This window comes from Streptomyces sp. SYSU D01066-1, assembly GCF_054956795.1.
In genome coordinates this window covers 96621-110535 of the sequence record NZ_JBUDHV010000017.1, presented here as the reverse complement: position 1 = coordinate 110535, position 13915 = coordinate 96621, and the positions used below count along the sequence as shown (strand labels likewise).

The 13915-nt window shown below is 73.7% G+C and carries 16 protein-coding genes; 9 read left to right on the top strand and 7 right to left on the bottom strand.

Going from position 1 to position 13915, the window contains the following annotated elements:
- On the top strand, window positions 1-534 hold a 534-nt coding region (locus tag ACY1JF_RS18190), incomplete at its 5' end, for a tectonin domain-containing protein (RefSeq protein WP_462706189.1).
- A gap of 180 nt (window positions 535-714) precedes the next feature.
- Here the strand turns inward: ACY1JF_RS18190 and ACY1JF_RS18185 are convergent.
- A complete protein-coding gene (locus ACY1JF_RS18185; protein ID WP_462706188.1) occupies window positions 715-897 on the bottom strand; it encodes a DUF397 domain-containing protein in 183 nt (60 codons plus the stop codon).
- Window positions 898-906: 9 nt separating this feature from the next.
- Window positions 907-1758 (bottom strand): helix-turn-helix domain-containing protein, encoded by an 852-nt coding sequence (locus ACY1JF_RS18180; RefSeq protein WP_462706187.1) that lies wholly within the window; start codon window positions 1756-1758, stop codon window positions 907-909.
- A gap of 217 nt (window positions 1759-1975) precedes the next feature.
- Here ACY1JF_RS18180 and ACY1JF_RS18175 point away from each other — a divergent pair, with 217 nt between their 5' ends.
- Entirely contained in the window at window positions 1976-2434 is a 459-nt protein-coding gene (locus ACY1JF_RS18175) for an ATP-binding protein (RefSeq protein WP_462706186.1), read from the top strand.
- A 62-nt stretch (window positions 2435-2496) separates the two neighbouring features.
- Here ACY1JF_RS18175 and ACY1JF_RS18170 read toward each other — a convergent pair whose 3' ends face one another.
- The gene (locus tag ACY1JF_RS18170; RefSeq protein WP_462706185.1) at window positions 2497-3072 is read right to left on the bottom strand and encodes a TerD family protein; all 576 of its coding nucleotides are present in this window, start codon (window positions 3070-3072) and stop codon (window positions 2497-2499) included.
- A gap of 153 nt (window positions 3073-3225) precedes the next feature.
- Here ACY1JF_RS18170 and arfB point away from each other — a divergent pair, with 153 nt between their 5' ends.
- The gene (arfB, locus tag ACY1JF_RS18165; protein WP_462706184.1) at window positions 3226-3663 is read left to right on the top strand and encodes an alternative ribosome rescue aminoacyl-tRNA hydrolase ArfB; all 438 of its coding nucleotides are present in this window, start codon (window positions 3226-3228) and stop codon (window positions 3661-3663) included.
- A gap of 26 nt (window positions 3664-3689) precedes the next feature.
- On the opposite strand, the gene ACY1JF_RS18160 is transcribed toward arfB, so the two are convergent.
- Window positions 3690-4271 (bottom strand): flavin reductase family protein, encoded by a 582-nt coding sequence (locus tag ACY1JF_RS18160; protein WP_462706183.1) that lies wholly within the window; start codon window positions 4269-4271, stop codon window positions 3690-3692.
- Between the two features lie 387 nt (window positions 4272-4658).
- Between ACY1JF_RS18160 and cdgB the strand changes: the two genes are divergently transcribed.
- A complete protein-coding gene (gene cdgB / locus ACY1JF_RS18155) occupies window positions 4659-6332 on the top strand; it encodes a diguanylate cyclase CdgB (RefSeq protein ID WP_462706182.1) in 1674 nt (557 codons plus the stop codon).
- Between the two features lie 119 nt (window positions 6333-6451).
- Window positions 6452-7456, top strand: coding sequence for a carbohydrate-binding protein (locus ACY1JF_RS18150; RefSeq protein WP_462706181.1), 1005 nt, complete (start codon window positions 6452-6454; stop codon window positions 7454-7456).
- Window positions 7457-7517: 61 nt separating this feature from the next.
- On the opposite strand, the gene ACY1JF_RS18145 is transcribed toward ACY1JF_RS18150, so the two are convergent.
- The 3 genes from ACY1JF_RS18145 to ACY1JF_RS18135 all read right to left on the bottom strand — a co-directional run bounded on the left by ACY1JF_RS18145 (window position 7518) and on the right by ACY1JF_RS18135 (window position 10791).
- Window positions 7518-8447: a 1-phosphofructokinase family hexose kinase gene (locus ACY1JF_RS18145; RefSeq protein WP_462706180.1), complete on the bottom strand. Its 930-nt coding sequence runs from the start codon at window positions 8445-8447 to the stop codon at window positions 7518-7520.
- Between the two features lie 131 nt (window positions 8448-8578).
- Window positions 8579-9691 carry an N-acetylglucosamine-6-phosphate deacetylase gene (nagA, locus tag ACY1JF_RS18140; RefSeq protein WP_462706179.1) on the bottom strand — a complete coding sequence of 371 codons (1113 nt, stop codon included), beginning with the start codon at window positions 9689-9691 and terminating at the stop codon, window positions 8579-8581.
- A 155-nt stretch (window positions 9692-9846) separates the two neighbouring features.
- Window positions 9847-10791: an ROK family protein gene (locus ACY1JF_RS18135; RefSeq protein WP_462706178.1), complete on the bottom strand. Its 945-nt coding sequence runs from the start codon at window positions 10789-10791 to the stop codon at window positions 9847-9849.
- A gap of 118 nt (window positions 10792-10909) precedes the next feature.
- Here ACY1JF_RS18135 and ACY1JF_RS18130 point away from each other — a divergent pair, with 118 nt between their 5' ends.
- The 4 genes from ACY1JF_RS18130 to ACY1JF_RS18115 all read left to right on the top strand — a co-directional run bounded on the left by ACY1JF_RS18130 (window position 10910) and on the right by ACY1JF_RS18115 (window position 13889).
- On the top strand, window positions 10910-12172 hold the full coding sequence (locus ACY1JF_RS18130) for an ABC transporter substrate-binding protein (RefSeq protein WP_462706177.1): 1263 nt from the start codon (window positions 10910-10912) through the stop codon (window positions 12170-12172).
- A 51-nt stretch (window positions 12173-12223) separates the two neighbouring features.
- Complete coding sequence (locus ACY1JF_RS18125) at window positions 12224-12466, top strand: DUF3263 domain-containing protein (protein ID WP_462706176.1); 243 nt, start codon at window positions 12224-12226, stop codon at window positions 12464-12466.
- Window positions 12467-12519: 53 nt separating this feature from the next.
- A complete protein-coding gene (gene otsB / locus ACY1JF_RS18120) occupies window positions 12520-13386 on the top strand; it encodes a trehalose-phosphatase (protein ID WP_462706175.1) in 867 nt (288 codons plus the stop codon).
- A 149-nt stretch (window positions 13387-13535) separates the two neighbouring features.
- Window positions 13536-13889 carry a hypothetical protein gene (locus ACY1JF_RS18115; protein WP_462706174.1) on the top strand — a complete coding sequence of 118 codons (354 nt, stop codon included), beginning with the start codon at window positions 13536-13538 and terminating at the stop codon, window positions 13887-13889.
- The last annotated feature ends 26 nt before the right edge of the window (window positions 13890-13915 follow it).

The window sequence follows — 13915 nt, the reverse complement described above, 5'->3', positions numbered from 1 at the left end:
GCGGACGGCACGGTGTGGGGCGTCAACTCGGCCGGCAACATCTACCGCTACACCGGCGACCAGGAAGGCGGCCACTGGAAGCAGATCGGCGGCGCGCTCGTCCGGATCTCGGCCGGGTCGAGGACCAACGTGTGGGGGGTCAACTCGGCCGGGAACATCTACCGCTACACGAACAACGACGCCAGTCCGTGGGTGCAGATCCCCGGGGGACTGTCGGACATCGGTGCGGCGGCGGACGGCACGGTGTGGGGCGTCAACTCGGCCGGCAACATCTACCGCTACACCGGCGACCAGGAAGGCGGCCACTGGAAGCAGATCGGCGGCGCGCTCAAAGCGATCTCGGCGGGCTCCCGCACCTCGGTCTGGGGGGTGAACGCGGGCGGGAACATCTACCGCTACACGAACAACGACGCCAGTCCGTGGGTGCAGGTCCCCGGGGGACTGTCGGACATCGGTGCGGGTGTGGACGGCACGGTGTGGGGCGTCAACTCGGCCGGCAACATCTACCGCTACACCGGCGACCTGCCCGGCTGACCCGCAACCGATCGGCAACCCGCCGCCGGACGTCAGGCCGGTCACGCCCTCAGGCGTGACCGGCCTCGCCGCGGCTGCCCGCCGTGCTCCGCTCCGGGGGAACGACACGGCCATGTACGTCACCCTGCCCATGGCTGGCACAGCCGGCAACGGCCGAGCCCGGCAGGTGCGGACGCATGCTCAGCGGCTCGGCTTCGCCGCGTGTGAGAGGAAGTCCGCCCACACGGAAGGCGGAAATGCGAGGTGCGGCCCCGGGAGGGCCTTGGAGTCGCGGACCAGGATCGTGGTCGGGGTGGTGGCTATCTCGACGCAGTTGGCCGCTTCGGCGCTGCGTGTCGACTTCTGCCAGTCGAGTTCGGGCACAGGGGCTCCTCACAGGGTCATGGCGATGTGATGGATGAGATCTCGGGACTTCGACTCGGAAAGCGATCGTGACTCCATGCGGTCCAGTACGGAGCGGTAACGGACCAACTGGGCGTCGGCGTCGAGGAACTCGCAGCCGTGATCGGTGTCCAGAACAATGGTGTCGAGTTGCGGTACCGGGCCGGTGGCGCAGGTGATCGGCTGACCAGAGGCGGGGAAGCCGGTCTGACCGAAGGGCAGGACCCGTACGGTGACGGTGGGTTCCTCGCTCGTCGCTGCGAGGTGGTGCAGTTGGGCTCGGGCCACGGCCGGGCCGCCGAAGCCCATACGCAGTGCGGCCTCATGGATGATGGCCGTGTACGGAGTGGGGACGCCCTCGAACAGGACGGCTTGGCGCTTCACCCGGTAGGAGACGCGATGCTCGATCTCGTAGGGGCGCAGAGGCGGTACCGCTTCCCGCATGGTCGCTCGTGCGTGCTCAGGGGTCTGTAGCAGGCCGGGCATGTGCACGGTGACGGCGACGCGCATCGCCGAGGCATGGTGTTCGAGTTCGGCCAGATCGAGCAGGCCGGCTGGAAGAATGTCGCGGTACTCCTCCCACCAGCCTCTCTTGCGGGCTCCGGTCATACCGGCCAGGGCGTCGACGTAAGCCTCGTCACCGCAGCTGTAGTTCCGTGCCAGCGTCCGTACACGATCGGCGCTCACTGCGTATCGGCCGGCCTCGATATTGCTGATGCGAGCTTGCGGGCTTCCGAGGAGCGCGGCAGCGGCCGTTGACGTCAGGCCGGCGCGCTCGCGGAGCTTTCGCAGTTCGGAGCCGAGGCGCTGCTGGCGCAGAGTTGTCGTGGTGGCTGGGGGCACGGTGAGTGGCCTTCCTCGACACAGGCTAGGAGCGTCACCCACACGGGTGGCTATTGGTAGAACTTCGTAGTTTCAATGGAAGAACTTCCATGGCTCTGCCAGGGTAGCGCTCAACCGCCCAACCTCCGCCCCGGAAGCGCACCTCCCCAGGCACTGCCACCGGCGATCGCGCGGCCGTTGGGCCGGCCGACCCCTCTTTCCTTCTCCGGAGACCTCCATGCGCACCGTATCCCCGCCCGACACCTGGGCGTACGCCCTCCGCCTGCCGCACGACCCCAGGGCCGCACGCGTCGCACGTATGACCGTGCGGGCCGCGCTCAGCGGCCACGGCCGTCATGAACTCGTCGACGACGTCGAACTGTTGGCGTCCGAGCTGGTCGTCAACGCCTACCGGCACGCGGGAGGACCCTGCTCCCTGCGGCTCACCGCGCTCGGCGACGGGCGGGTGCGGGTCGGGGTGTGGGACAGCCACCCGCACGTCCCGGCGCTGTTCGCCGATGCGGAGGCGGACGGGAGGCGCACCGTGCCGCCCGACGCGTCCGGCGGACGCGGACTGCACCTCGTGCGGGAGTACGCCGAGACATGGGGCGCCTGGTCGCTCGGGGAAGGGCTGCCCGGGCGGCGCGGAGCAGGGAAGCTGCTGTGGTTCGAGGTGGGCGCCCCAGACCGGGCGTGACGCAGCCCCCGGCCCCGCCGAGCCGTGACTCGACGGGGCCGGGGGCGGACGGGACGGGCGGGTCAGACGTTCACGCCGAAGTCCTGGGCGATGCCCACCAGGCCGGAGGCGTAGCCCTGGCCGACCGCGCGGAACTTCCACTCCGCACCGTTGCGGTACAGCTCGCCGAAGACCATGGCGGTCTCCGTGGCGGCGTCCTCCGACAGGTCGTAGCGGGCGATCTCCGTGCCGCCGGCCTGGTTGACGATGCGGATGTAGGCGTTGCGGACCTGGCCGAAGTTCTGCGAGCGGTTCTCCGCGTCGTAGATCGAGACCGGGAAGACGATCTTGTCGACGTCGGCCGGGAGGGCGGCCAGGTTGACGTTGATCGCCTCGTCGTCGCCGGCGCCCTCGCCCGTGCGGTTGTCGCCGGTGTGGACGATGGACTGGTCCGGCGTCTGCTTGTTGTTGAAGAAGACGAAGTGGGCGTCCGAGTAGACCTTGCCCTGGGTGTTGACCGCGATCGCGGAGGCGTCCAGGTCGAAGTCGGTGCCGGTGGTGGTGCGGACGTCCCAGCCGAGGCCCACGGTGACGGCGGTCAGGCCCGGAGCCTCCTTGGTGAGCGAGACGTTGCCACCCTTGGACAGGCTTACAGCCATTGTTGGGAGTCCCTTCCCTCGTGTGCGTACGGCAAGAAAGTTACAGCTACCCCGAGAACGACGAGGGGGGTGCGCAAGGTTCCAGCCCGCTTTACTTTCTTTACTCGGATAATCGGGTGACGCGGACCCGGCGGGGGCGGGACCATGGACCGCATGTCCCCGATGTCCGGCCCGCATGTCGTCCGAGGCTCCGTCTCCCTCCCGGAGGCCGAGCTGGTCTGGCGTTTCTCCCGCTCGTCCGGGCCCGGCGGGCAGCACGTCAACACCACCGACACCCAGGTCGAGCTGCGGTTCGACCTCGCCCGCACCCAGGCGCTGCCCGAGGTGTGGAAGCGGCGGGCGCTGGAGCGGCTGGCCGGGCGGCTGACCGACGGCGTCGTCACCGTCCGCGCCTCCGAGCACCGCTCCCAGTGGCGCAACCGCGAGGCCGCCGCCGTGCGCCTGGCGGCCCTGCTGGCCGAGGCGACCGCGCCGCCGCCCAGGCCCCGCCGCCCGACCCGCGTCCCGCGCGGCGTCGACGAACGCCGGCTGCGGGAGAAGAAGCAGCGCGCCCAGACCAAGCGGGGACGCTCCGGCAAGGGCTGGGACTAGCCCGGCGGGCGAAGGGGCCGGCGCGCTCAGCCCAACTGCCGGTACCGCCCCCGGAAGTACGTCAGCGGACCGCCCTCCGCGCTCGGCACCCGCGCGGTCAGCACCCGGCCGATGACCAGCGTGTGGTCCCCGGCGCTCACCCGCTGCTCGGTGTGGCACTCCAGGGTCGCCAGCGCCCCGCCGACCAGCGGCGCCCCCGACCGCTCGCCGCGCGCGCAGGGGATGTCCTCGAAGAGGAGGCGGTCGCTGAGGCGGCCCTTCATCGCGAAGCGGCCGGCGATGTGCCGCTGGCTCTCCGAGAGGACCGAGACCGCCCACCGGGGCTGTTCGTCCAGCAGGTCGTCCATGCGGGAGCCCTCGCGCAGGCTCACCAGGACCAGCGGCGGGTCCAGGGAGACGGAGAGGAAGGCCGTCGCCGTCATCCCCACGTCCTCCCCGGGCGGGGCGGTGGGGTCGTCCGGGTCCAGGGGCGGCTCCTGCGCGGTCACCAGGACCACGCCCGAGGCCAGCCGGGACATGGCGGCACGGAACTCGTCGTTGCTCACCCCCTCAGCATGCCCGGCGGCGGGGGAGGGGGAGGACGCGGAGGCGGGGCTGGTGTGGGACACACCGCCACGCTAACGGCCGGTCCGCGGCGCCCGCACCGGGCCCCGGGCTCGGGCCGGGGACCCGGGCGAGAGGAACGCCATGCGAAAGGTGCGTTCAGGAAACGCACAGGGAAAGTGCGGAAACATCACGCAATTGTTCATCTTCCGCTGTGACTTGAGTCACAAGAGGTAGGAATTGTTGACCCTGTGTACCGAGTGGGCAGCGCGCTGTGATTCAGTGGCGGGGAAGCTGCAAGAGCACCGTCGACGCGTCACCGAGAGCGCACCACCGGGAGCGCACCCCCGGACCGGCGCGTCACCGAGCATGATCCGTACGATCCGCATGATCCGGCAATGGCGCCGAAGATGACCCTTGATTCGCTGCGAGGTCTCGGGGGGAGGGCGAGCATGGAGACCGAGTCGGAACCGTACGTCCGCCTTGCGTCCCTTCGGCAACTGCACCAGGCCATGGCCGACATGAACACGGCCCGCAGCCTGGCGGACACCCTGCAGACCGTCGCCGACGGCGTGGTCCACGCCCTCGGCTACGAGATGGCGTGCGTCAACCTCGTCCGCCCCGACGGCGACCTGGTCGTCGCCGCCTTCGCCGGGAACCCGGCCGCCGAGGCCCTCATCACCGGCCGCGTCGGCCCCCGCGCCTCCTGGGAGCGCCGCCTGGCCATGGGCGAGCGCTGGGGCGACCTGGTCTTCATCCCGCACACCGAGGGCTGGATCCTCGACGACGACGACGTGCCCCAGTGGTACACCGACGGGCCCGCGCCCCGCTTCGAGGACGAGTGGCACCCCTCGGACCGCCTCTTCGCCCCCATGTACGCCCCCGGCCCGCAGGGCGGCGGCACCAGCGGCGAGCTGATCGGCGTCCTCTCCGTGGACCGCCCGCGCAACGGCCGCCGGCCCGGCGCCTGGGGCCGCGAGGCTCTGCAGATGTACGCGTTCCAGGCCGCCATAGCGATCAGCAACGCCCGGCTCCGCTCCAACATGCAGCGCGCCCTGGTCCGCCTGGAGCGCGAGCAGCAGGCCCTGCGCGCCAGCGAGGAGAGCTTCCGGCAGGCCTTCGAGTACGCCCCCTCCGGCATGGCCATCGCCGAGATGGGCGGCGACCAGCACGGCCGCATCCTGCGGACCAACGACGCCCTGTGCCGCCTGCTGGGCCGCCCCGCCTCCGCGATGCGCCGGTACTCCTTCTCCGACCTCGTCCACCCCGAGGACATCGGCACCCTGCTGCGCACCTCCGCCGAGGGCGGCCGGGCCGAGCTGCGGCTGCGCCGCCGGGACGGCTCCTACATCTGGACCTCGCTGCGCAACAGCGTCGTCGCCGACGCCGCCGACGGGCCCCGCTTCCTGCTCACCCACGTCGAGGACATCGAGGAGCGCAAGCGCCGCGAGCTGGCGCTGGCCCACCGCGCCTCCCACGACTCCCTCACCGGCCTGCCGAACTCCGCCGAGCTGCGCTCCCGCCTCTCCGCCCGGCTGTGCACCCGCCCCCAGTCGGCGCACCCCGCGGTCGACGCCATGGACGCCGCCTACGGGGGCACCCCGGCCGCCGACCCCGTCTTCGACTCCGGCGGCCACTACTTCGACTTCCCGCCCCACCCGGACCCGTACGACGGCCACGACCACCACGAGCACGCGGTCACCCCCGAGGGCGACCGGGACGACGGCACCAAGGGGCTCGCGGTGCTCTTCTGCGACCTCGACGGATTCAAGTCGATCAACGACCGGTTCGGGCACAACGCGGGCGACGCCGTGCTCATCGAGGTCGCCCGGCGGCTCTCCGGCGGCGTCCGGGACGGCGACACGGTGGCCCGGCTCGGCGGCGACGAGTTCGTCATCCTCGCCGACGGCCTCGGCCGGGCCGACGCCGCCGACCTCGCCGTACGGCTGCGCAACGAGATCATCCAGCCGATCCGGGCCGAGGGACGGGCCGTGCGGGTGGGCGCCAGCTTCGGCATCGGGTGGGCGCACTGCGGCATGACCGCCGACGAGGTGCTGAAGTCCGCCGACGAGCGGATGTACATCGAGAAACGATCTCGTCCCAAACAACACCGGCGGGCGGGATGACTCCCAGGTCAGCGAGTTGACGCGGTCCGGGCCCCCCGCTTGGGTCACCGGCACCGGGTAGGCTCGGCCTCTCACCACGCACACCGCACCCGCACCGCACCTGGTTAGGAGACCTAGGGATGACGCCCGGCAACAACGGCGCGAGCACGCCCGAGGACGACGACCCCTTCGGCTACCTGTACGCCGACGGGCAGGCCAACGGGGCCCAGCCGCCGTCCGGTGGCTACGGCTACCCCCACTCGGTCAACCGCGTGCGCCCGGTCGGTACCCGCCAGTACGGCGGGCAGGCCGCCGCCCAGCAGACCGCCCCGCCCCAGCAGGGCGCCTACGGCCGGCCGAACGCGCCCTACGGCGCCCAGACCCCGCCCTACGGCCAGAACCCGCACTACGCCGCCCCGGAGACGCTCCCCGGCGGCGCCCCCACCGCCCCGCACCAGCAGCCGGGGCACGGCGGCGGACACGGTGGCGGGCGCGGCGGGCGCGGCGGGCGTCGCGGCCCCAACACCAAGGGCCTGCTGATCGGCGCCATCGCGGTGGTCGCCGCCGTCGTCATCGGCATCGGCATCGCCATGACCAGCAGCGGCGGCGACGACGACGACACGAGCACCGACCAGGCCGGCGGGGCCACCCCGACCCAGTCCCAGAGCAGCGGCGAGCCCAGCCCGTCCGCCAGCGGCAGCGCGCGCAGCGACGCGGAGCTGCCGACGACCGACGCGGCCGGCCTCCAGCTCAGCGGCGCCTCCACGGCGTCCGACGTCGAGGGCGCCGAGTCGCAGGGCGGCACGTACGTGACCGGCCTCGACCAGAGCGGCGCCTCGGCCACCTGGACCGTCGACGGCATCCCGAAGGCCGGCGTCTACACCCTCTTCGCCCGCTACAGCACCGCCGACGCCGACCAGTCGATGACGCTGACGGTCAACGGCAAGGAGTTCGGCAGCAAGCTCAACCTGGGCAACTTCGCCGGCGCCAAGGACGGCGACTACACCAAGGGCTGGACCCAGACCTACGCCTACCCGTCCCTCAACAAGGGCACCAACACCATCTCCGTCTCCTGCCAGGACGGCGACAAGTGCGACATCCTGCTGGACCAACTCTGGCTGAAGGAAGGCCAGGTCACCGACTGACACCGGCGGCACGACCCTACGGGCTCTACGGGCTCTACGGGCTCTACGGGCCCTACGGCCCTCAGGCCGCGTCGGCCTCCGCCGTCACCGTCACCCGGCCCAGCAGCTCCCGGTAGGCCCGGTGGTCGTACTCGCCGGCCACCGGCGCCGGCACCGTCGCCGCCGACAGGGCGACCGCGCGGGCCAGCCGGTCCGGCCAGGCCAGCCCCTCGGCCAGGCCTGACAGCAGGCCCGCCACCGCCGAGTCCCCCGCGCCGGTCGGGTTGCCGCGCACCCGGGCGGGCGGGACGGCCCGCCAGCGGCCCTCCCCGGTCACCGCCAGCAGCCCCTCGGCGCCCAGCGAGGCGACCACGGCGCGGGCGCCGCGCCGCCGGGCGTCCCGCGTGGCCCACAGCGGCTCGTGGGAACCGGTCAGCTCGGCCAGCTCCCCGGCGTTCGGCTTGATCAGGTCCGGGCGGGCGGCCACCGCCCGGCGCAGCGGCTCCCCGCTGGTGTCCAGCAGCACCGGCACCCCGGCGGCGCGCGCGGCGCGCACCAGATGGGCGTAGGCGCCCACCGGGACGCCCGGCGGCAGGCTGCCGCACAGGGCCACCGCCGAGGCACCGGCGAGCAGTTCCCCGTACGCCTCCTGGAACGCGTTCCACTCGGCGGGGGTGATCAGCGGGCCGGGTTCGTTGAGCTGGGTGGTGTCGCCGGTGCGCTCGTCGACGACGGCTATGGTGCGCCGGGTGGCGCCGGCGACCGGCAGCAGCGCGTCGGCCAGCCGGGGCCGTCCGGCGAGGCCGTCGCGCACGGCGCGTCCGGTGGCGCCGCCCGCGAAGCCGGTGACCGTCACCTCGTGCCCGAGCGATGCCAGCACCCGGGCCACGTTGACGCCCTTGCCGCCGGGCCGCTCGGTCACCTCGGTGACGCGGTGGGAGGCGTGCGGCTCCAGACCCGGGACACGGTAGGTGATGTCGACAGCGGTGTTCAGCGTGACCGTGAGGATCACCGGGCCGACCTCCCCCGATCGCGTACGACGGCGCCGCCGCCCGGGGCGGGCGCCGGTGCTCCGATCATGCCAAACGGACGGCGGCCGGCCCAGTCGTGGGGGCGACGGGACCGGGCCGGTACGGGGACGGATCAGCCCAGGTGGGGATCGACCACCCACGCGCCCCGGCGCATCACGCCCACCACGTCGAACGCGGCGTCCAGCACCACCAGGTCGGCGTCCTTGCCCGGCTCCAGCGAGCCCACCCGGTCGTCCAGGCCGAGCAGCCGCGCCGGGTTGGCGGAGACCGCCGCGACCACGTCCCCGACCGGCAGCCGGTCCACCGTCACCGCCCGCTTGAAGGCGCGGTCCAGGGTGAGCGTGGAGCCCGCGATCGAGCCGCCCTCGACCAGCCGGGCGACGCCGTCCTCGACCGTCACCTCCAGCGGACCGAGCCGGTAGCGGCCGTCGCCGAAACCGGCCGCGTCCATCGCGTCGGTGACGAAGGCGACGCGGGCGGCCCCGGCGTGGTGGAAGGCGAGCCGGAGCGCGGCCGGGTGCAGGTGGACGCCGTCGTTGATCAGCTCGACGGTGACCCGCTCGTCCTCCAGCAGCGCCGTGATCGGACCGGGCGCCCGGTGGCCGATCGGCGGCATCGCGTTGAACAGGTGGGTGGCGACGGTCGCGCCCGCGTCGACGGCCCTGAGCGTCTGCTCGTACGTCGCGTCCGTGTGCCCGACCGCCGCGATCACGCCGTGCTCGGTGAGCAGGCGTACGGAGTCCAGGCCGCCCGGCAGCTCGGTGGCCAGCGTCATCATCCTCGCGTGGCCGCGGGCCGCGTCGACGAGCTTGCGGACCTCGGCCGGGTCGGGGTCGCGCAGCAGCCGCTCGTCGTGCGCGCCCTTGCGGCACGGGGAGATGAACGGGCCCTCGAAGTGGATGCCGGCGATGTCGCCCTGCTGGGCCAGTTCGGCGAGCATCCCGGCGTGCCGGGCCAGGAAGTCCAGGTCGCCGGTGACGGCGGAGGCGACGAGGGTGGTGGTGCCGTGGCGGCGGTGGGCGGCGACGCCCTTGAGGACGTCCTCGGCGGTGCCGCCGGCGAAGGAGGCCCCGCCGCCGCCGTGGTTGTGCAGGTCCACGAAGCCGGGCACGATCCAGTGCGCCCCGGCGTCGACGACGCGGGCGTTCCCCGGCGCGGTGGCGGCGATGCGGGTGCCGTCGACGACGACCTGACCCGCCTCGACGGTTCCCGTGGGGAGGACCACGGAGGCACCGGACAGCACGAGGGGCGCTCCGGCCGTCGCGGGGCGCGGGTCGTCCGTGGTCGCTCGGGCCCCGTGACGCGGGTCGTCCGTGGTCGCTCGGGCCCCGTGACGCGGTCGCGTATCGGCGCTGTCCCGTGCCCCCGGGGGCATGTCCGTCACGTCGCTTCCTCCGTACCGTCGGTGGTGTTCAGCAGGTCCCAGGCCAGGAGCCCCGCGCCGAGACAGCCCGCCGTGTCGCCCAGGGCCGCGGGGACGATGGACGGCCGGGTCTGGAAGGTGATCCGGCGCGCGACGGCCTCCCGCAGCGGTGTGAACAAGGTTTCCCCCGCCTCCGCCAGGCCGCCACCGATGATCAGCGTCCGGGGGTCCAGCAGGGTGAGGGCGGTGACCAGGCCGTCGGCCAGGGCGTCCACCGCCTCCTGCCACACCCGCGCGGCCCGTACGTCCCCGGAGGCGACGGCCCCGGCGCAGTCGGCGGCGTCCGCCCCCGGGTCGCCCGAGGCCGCCGCCCACGCCTGGCCGACGGCGCCGGCGGAGGCGTACCGCTCCAGGCAGCCGCGCTGCCCGCACGGGCAGGGGGCGCCGCCGGGGCGTACGACGACGTGGCCGATCTCGCCGGCGAAGCCGTGCGCTCCGGCCTCCACCCGGCCGTCGATGCCGATGGCGCCCGCGATGCCGGTGCCGAGAGGGACGAAGAGGAAGCGGTCGGAGCCCCGGCCCGCGCCGACGCGGCCCTCGGCGAGGCCGCCGGTGCGCACGTCGTGGCCGAGGGCGACCGGGACGCCGCCGAGCCGCTCGCTCAGCAGGGCGCGCAGCGGGACGTCCCGCCAGCCGAGGTTGGCGGCGTAGACGGCGGTGCCCCGCGCGGCGTCGACGATGCCGGGGACGGCGACACCGGCCGCCGCGGGCGGCGTGCCGAACCGCTCCGCCCCCAGGGCGCCCAGCTCGGCGGCGAACTCCAGGACGGACTCGACGACCGCCTCGGGCCCGCGGTCGCGGCCGGTGGGCCGGCGGGCCCGGTGCAGCGGCTCGCCGGCCGGCCCGGCCAGGGCGGCCTTCATCCCGGTGCCGCCCACGTCCAGGGCGATGACATGTCTCACGGGGAACAGTGTGGCCCGATGACCCGCGAAAGGTCTAGTCCACTGGTGTGGTGTAGACCTTGATCCGTTAAACGGACAACGATCGGCGGATACCGGTCGACGAAGCGGGGAGCGAACAGTGCAGCGGCGTGGGAGAAGGACGATCGCGGTGGTGTCCGCACTGGGCGTGGCCGCGGTCCTCGGCGGCTGCGGCTCGGACGGGTCCCACGAGGTGACCCTCCGCCTGGTCGCCGCCGACTACGGCGACAGCGAGTCCACCGGCTCGCAGCGGTACTGGGACGAACTGGCCGAGGCGTACGAGGCCGCCCACTCCGACGTGGACGTCGAGGTCACCGTCTACTCGTGGGAGGACGTCGACCAGAAGGTCCGCGAGATGGTCGACGCCGGCGAGGCGCCCGACCTGGCCCAGATCGGCGCCTACGCCGACTACGCGGACGAGGGCCTGCTCTACCGGGTCGACGACCTGCTCTCCATCTCCACCCAGGCCGACTTCGTCCCCCAGCTCGCCACCGCGGGCCGGGTCAAGGGAGTGCAGTACGGCATGCCGTTCGCGGCCTCCACGCGCGTGCTGTTCTACAACAAGACCCTCTTCGCCAAGGCCGGCCTCTCCGCGCCCAAGAGCTGGGACGACCTCGCCGACGCCGCCGAGGCGCTGAAGGCGCGGGGGGTGAAGTACCCCTACGCGCTGCCGCTCGGGCCCGAGGAGGCGCAGGCCGAGACCATGCAGTGGCTGCTCAGCGGCGGAGGCGGCTACACCGACACCGTCGGCGCCTACGCCATCGACTCCGCGCAGAACGTCGCCACCCTCACCTGGCTCAAGGACGAACTGGTCGGCAAGGACCTGACCGGCCCGGTCGAGCCCGGCGAGCTCAACCGGGCGGACGCCTTCACCGCCTTCGCCGACGGCGAGGTCGGCATGCTCAACGGCCACCCGACGCTGATGGCGATGGCCGAGAAGACGGGCGTGAAGTACGGCATGGTGCCCACCCCCGGCGTCGACGGGGAGAGCGGGAGCACCCTGGGCGTCACCGACTGGATGACCGCGTTCAAGCAGAACGGCCACCAGGAGGAGGCCGGCGACTTCCTCGACTTCGTCTACGAGGAGGACAACGTCCTCGACTTCTCCCGCCGCTACGACCTGCTGCCGGTCACCGGCTCCGCCGCCGGGACGATGGCCGCGGCCGAGGAGGACCAGGAGCTGAAGCCCTTCCTCGACGAGATGGCGACGGCCGAGCTGTACCCGGTCGGCGAGACCTCCTGGGCCTCGGTCAGCGCGCAGATCAAGAAGGACATCGGCAAGGCGGTCACCCCCGACGGGAACCCCGAGGCGGTGCTCCGGCTGCTGGAGACCACCGCGGACCAGGCCGAGAGCGCCGGATAGCGCGGGCGGGCGCCGTCGCCGGTTGTCGGCGCCCGGCGTTACGGTGCGGACATGGATGAAGGTGAGCGGCAGCCGCTGGGGGAGCGGGAGCGGCGCGTCCTCGCGCTGGAGCGCCGGGGCTTTTCCGGTCCCGGCGCCAAGGAGCGCGTGATCCGCGAGGAACTGGGCCTCGCCCCCGTCCGCTACTACCAGCTCCTCAACGCCCTCCTGGACGACCCCCGGGCGCTGGCGGCGGACCCGGTGACGGTGAACCGGCTGCGCCGGATCCGCGAGGCCCGCCGGGCGGAGCGTTGAGGCGGCGGGGTCGGGGAGGCGTGCGACCGGTTCCGCCGGGATAGGTTCGCGGTATGGGCAGCCACACGGACGCAACCCCCGACCCGCTGGACCACCTGCCGGCCCCCGCCACCGAGGCCGGGCGCGAAGGGCTCGACGGGCTCCTCGCCGACCCCGGCCGGGCGGTGATCGCGCTCGACTTCGACGGCACGCTCGCCGAGATCGTGCCCGACCCCGACCGGGCCCGCGCCCACCCCGGCGCGGTGCCCGCGCTGGCCGCGCTGGCCCCAGAGGTCGCCTCCGTCGCGGTGATCACCGGCCGCCCGGCCGAGGTCGCCGTCCACCACGGCGGCTTCGCGGGCGTACCCGGCCTGGAGCACCTCGTCGTCCTCGGCCACTACGGCGCCGAACGCTGGGACGCCGCCACCGGCACCGTCACCGCCCCGGCCCCGCACCCCGGGGTCGCCGCCGTCCGCGCCGAACTGCCCGGGCTGCTGGAGCGGGCCGGGGCCGCGCGGGGCACGGCGACCGAGGACAAGGGCCGCTCGGTGGCCGTCCACACCCGCCGGGCCGCCGACCCGCGGGCCGCCTTCGAGGCCCTGCGCGCCCCCCTCACCGACCTCGCCGCCCGCCACGGCCTGATCGTCGAGCCCGGCCGCATGGTCCTGGAGCTGCGCCCGCCGGGCATGGACAAGGGCGCCGCCCTCCTGGACCACGTCCGCGCCACCGGCGCCACATCCGTCCTCTACGCCGGCGACGACCTCGGCGACCTCCCCGCCTACGCGGCCGTCGACACGCTCCGCGCCCAGGGCGTCCCCGGCCTGCTGGTGTGCAGCGGCAGCGACGAGGTGACGGAACTGAGGAAACGCGCGGACGTGGAGGTGGACGGACCGGCCGGGGTGGTCGCCCTGCTCGGCGCCCTCACCCGCGGGCTGGCCTGAGAGAAGGTCACGGCGCGCGCCGCCCTCTGTCCCAGGGATGTCCCGGGGACGTCCTGACGCCACGCGCGGGGCGACCCGGCCGCCGCTCCCCGGCCTCCTCCAGGACGACCCGCCCGCTCACCCGGGCACCGGCACCTGGAGGAGGGACCATGTCCGCTCGCAGGACCCCGCTGCTCGCCCTCGTCGCCCTCGCCGCCGGCCCCTCGCTCACCGCCTGCGGCGGCGACAGCACCGCGTCGTCCCCGGCCGCGGCGACGACCACCGCGACGACCACGGCGCCCACCGCCGGCAGCACCCCGGAGACCTCCGCCTCGACGACCGGCGCACCGGCCCGGAACACCACCGACGGCCCCGTGGGCGACTCCGCCGCCGACACCGCCCCCGCCGTGGACACGAGCAGGTGCACGAACCGGATCGACTACGCGGGCGCCCCCCGCTCCAACGCCGAGATCAACTCCATCGGCGCGGACACCGGCTACTGCCCCGCCGTCCGGACGGAGTGACGAAGCGGCGAAGCGGCGAAGTGACG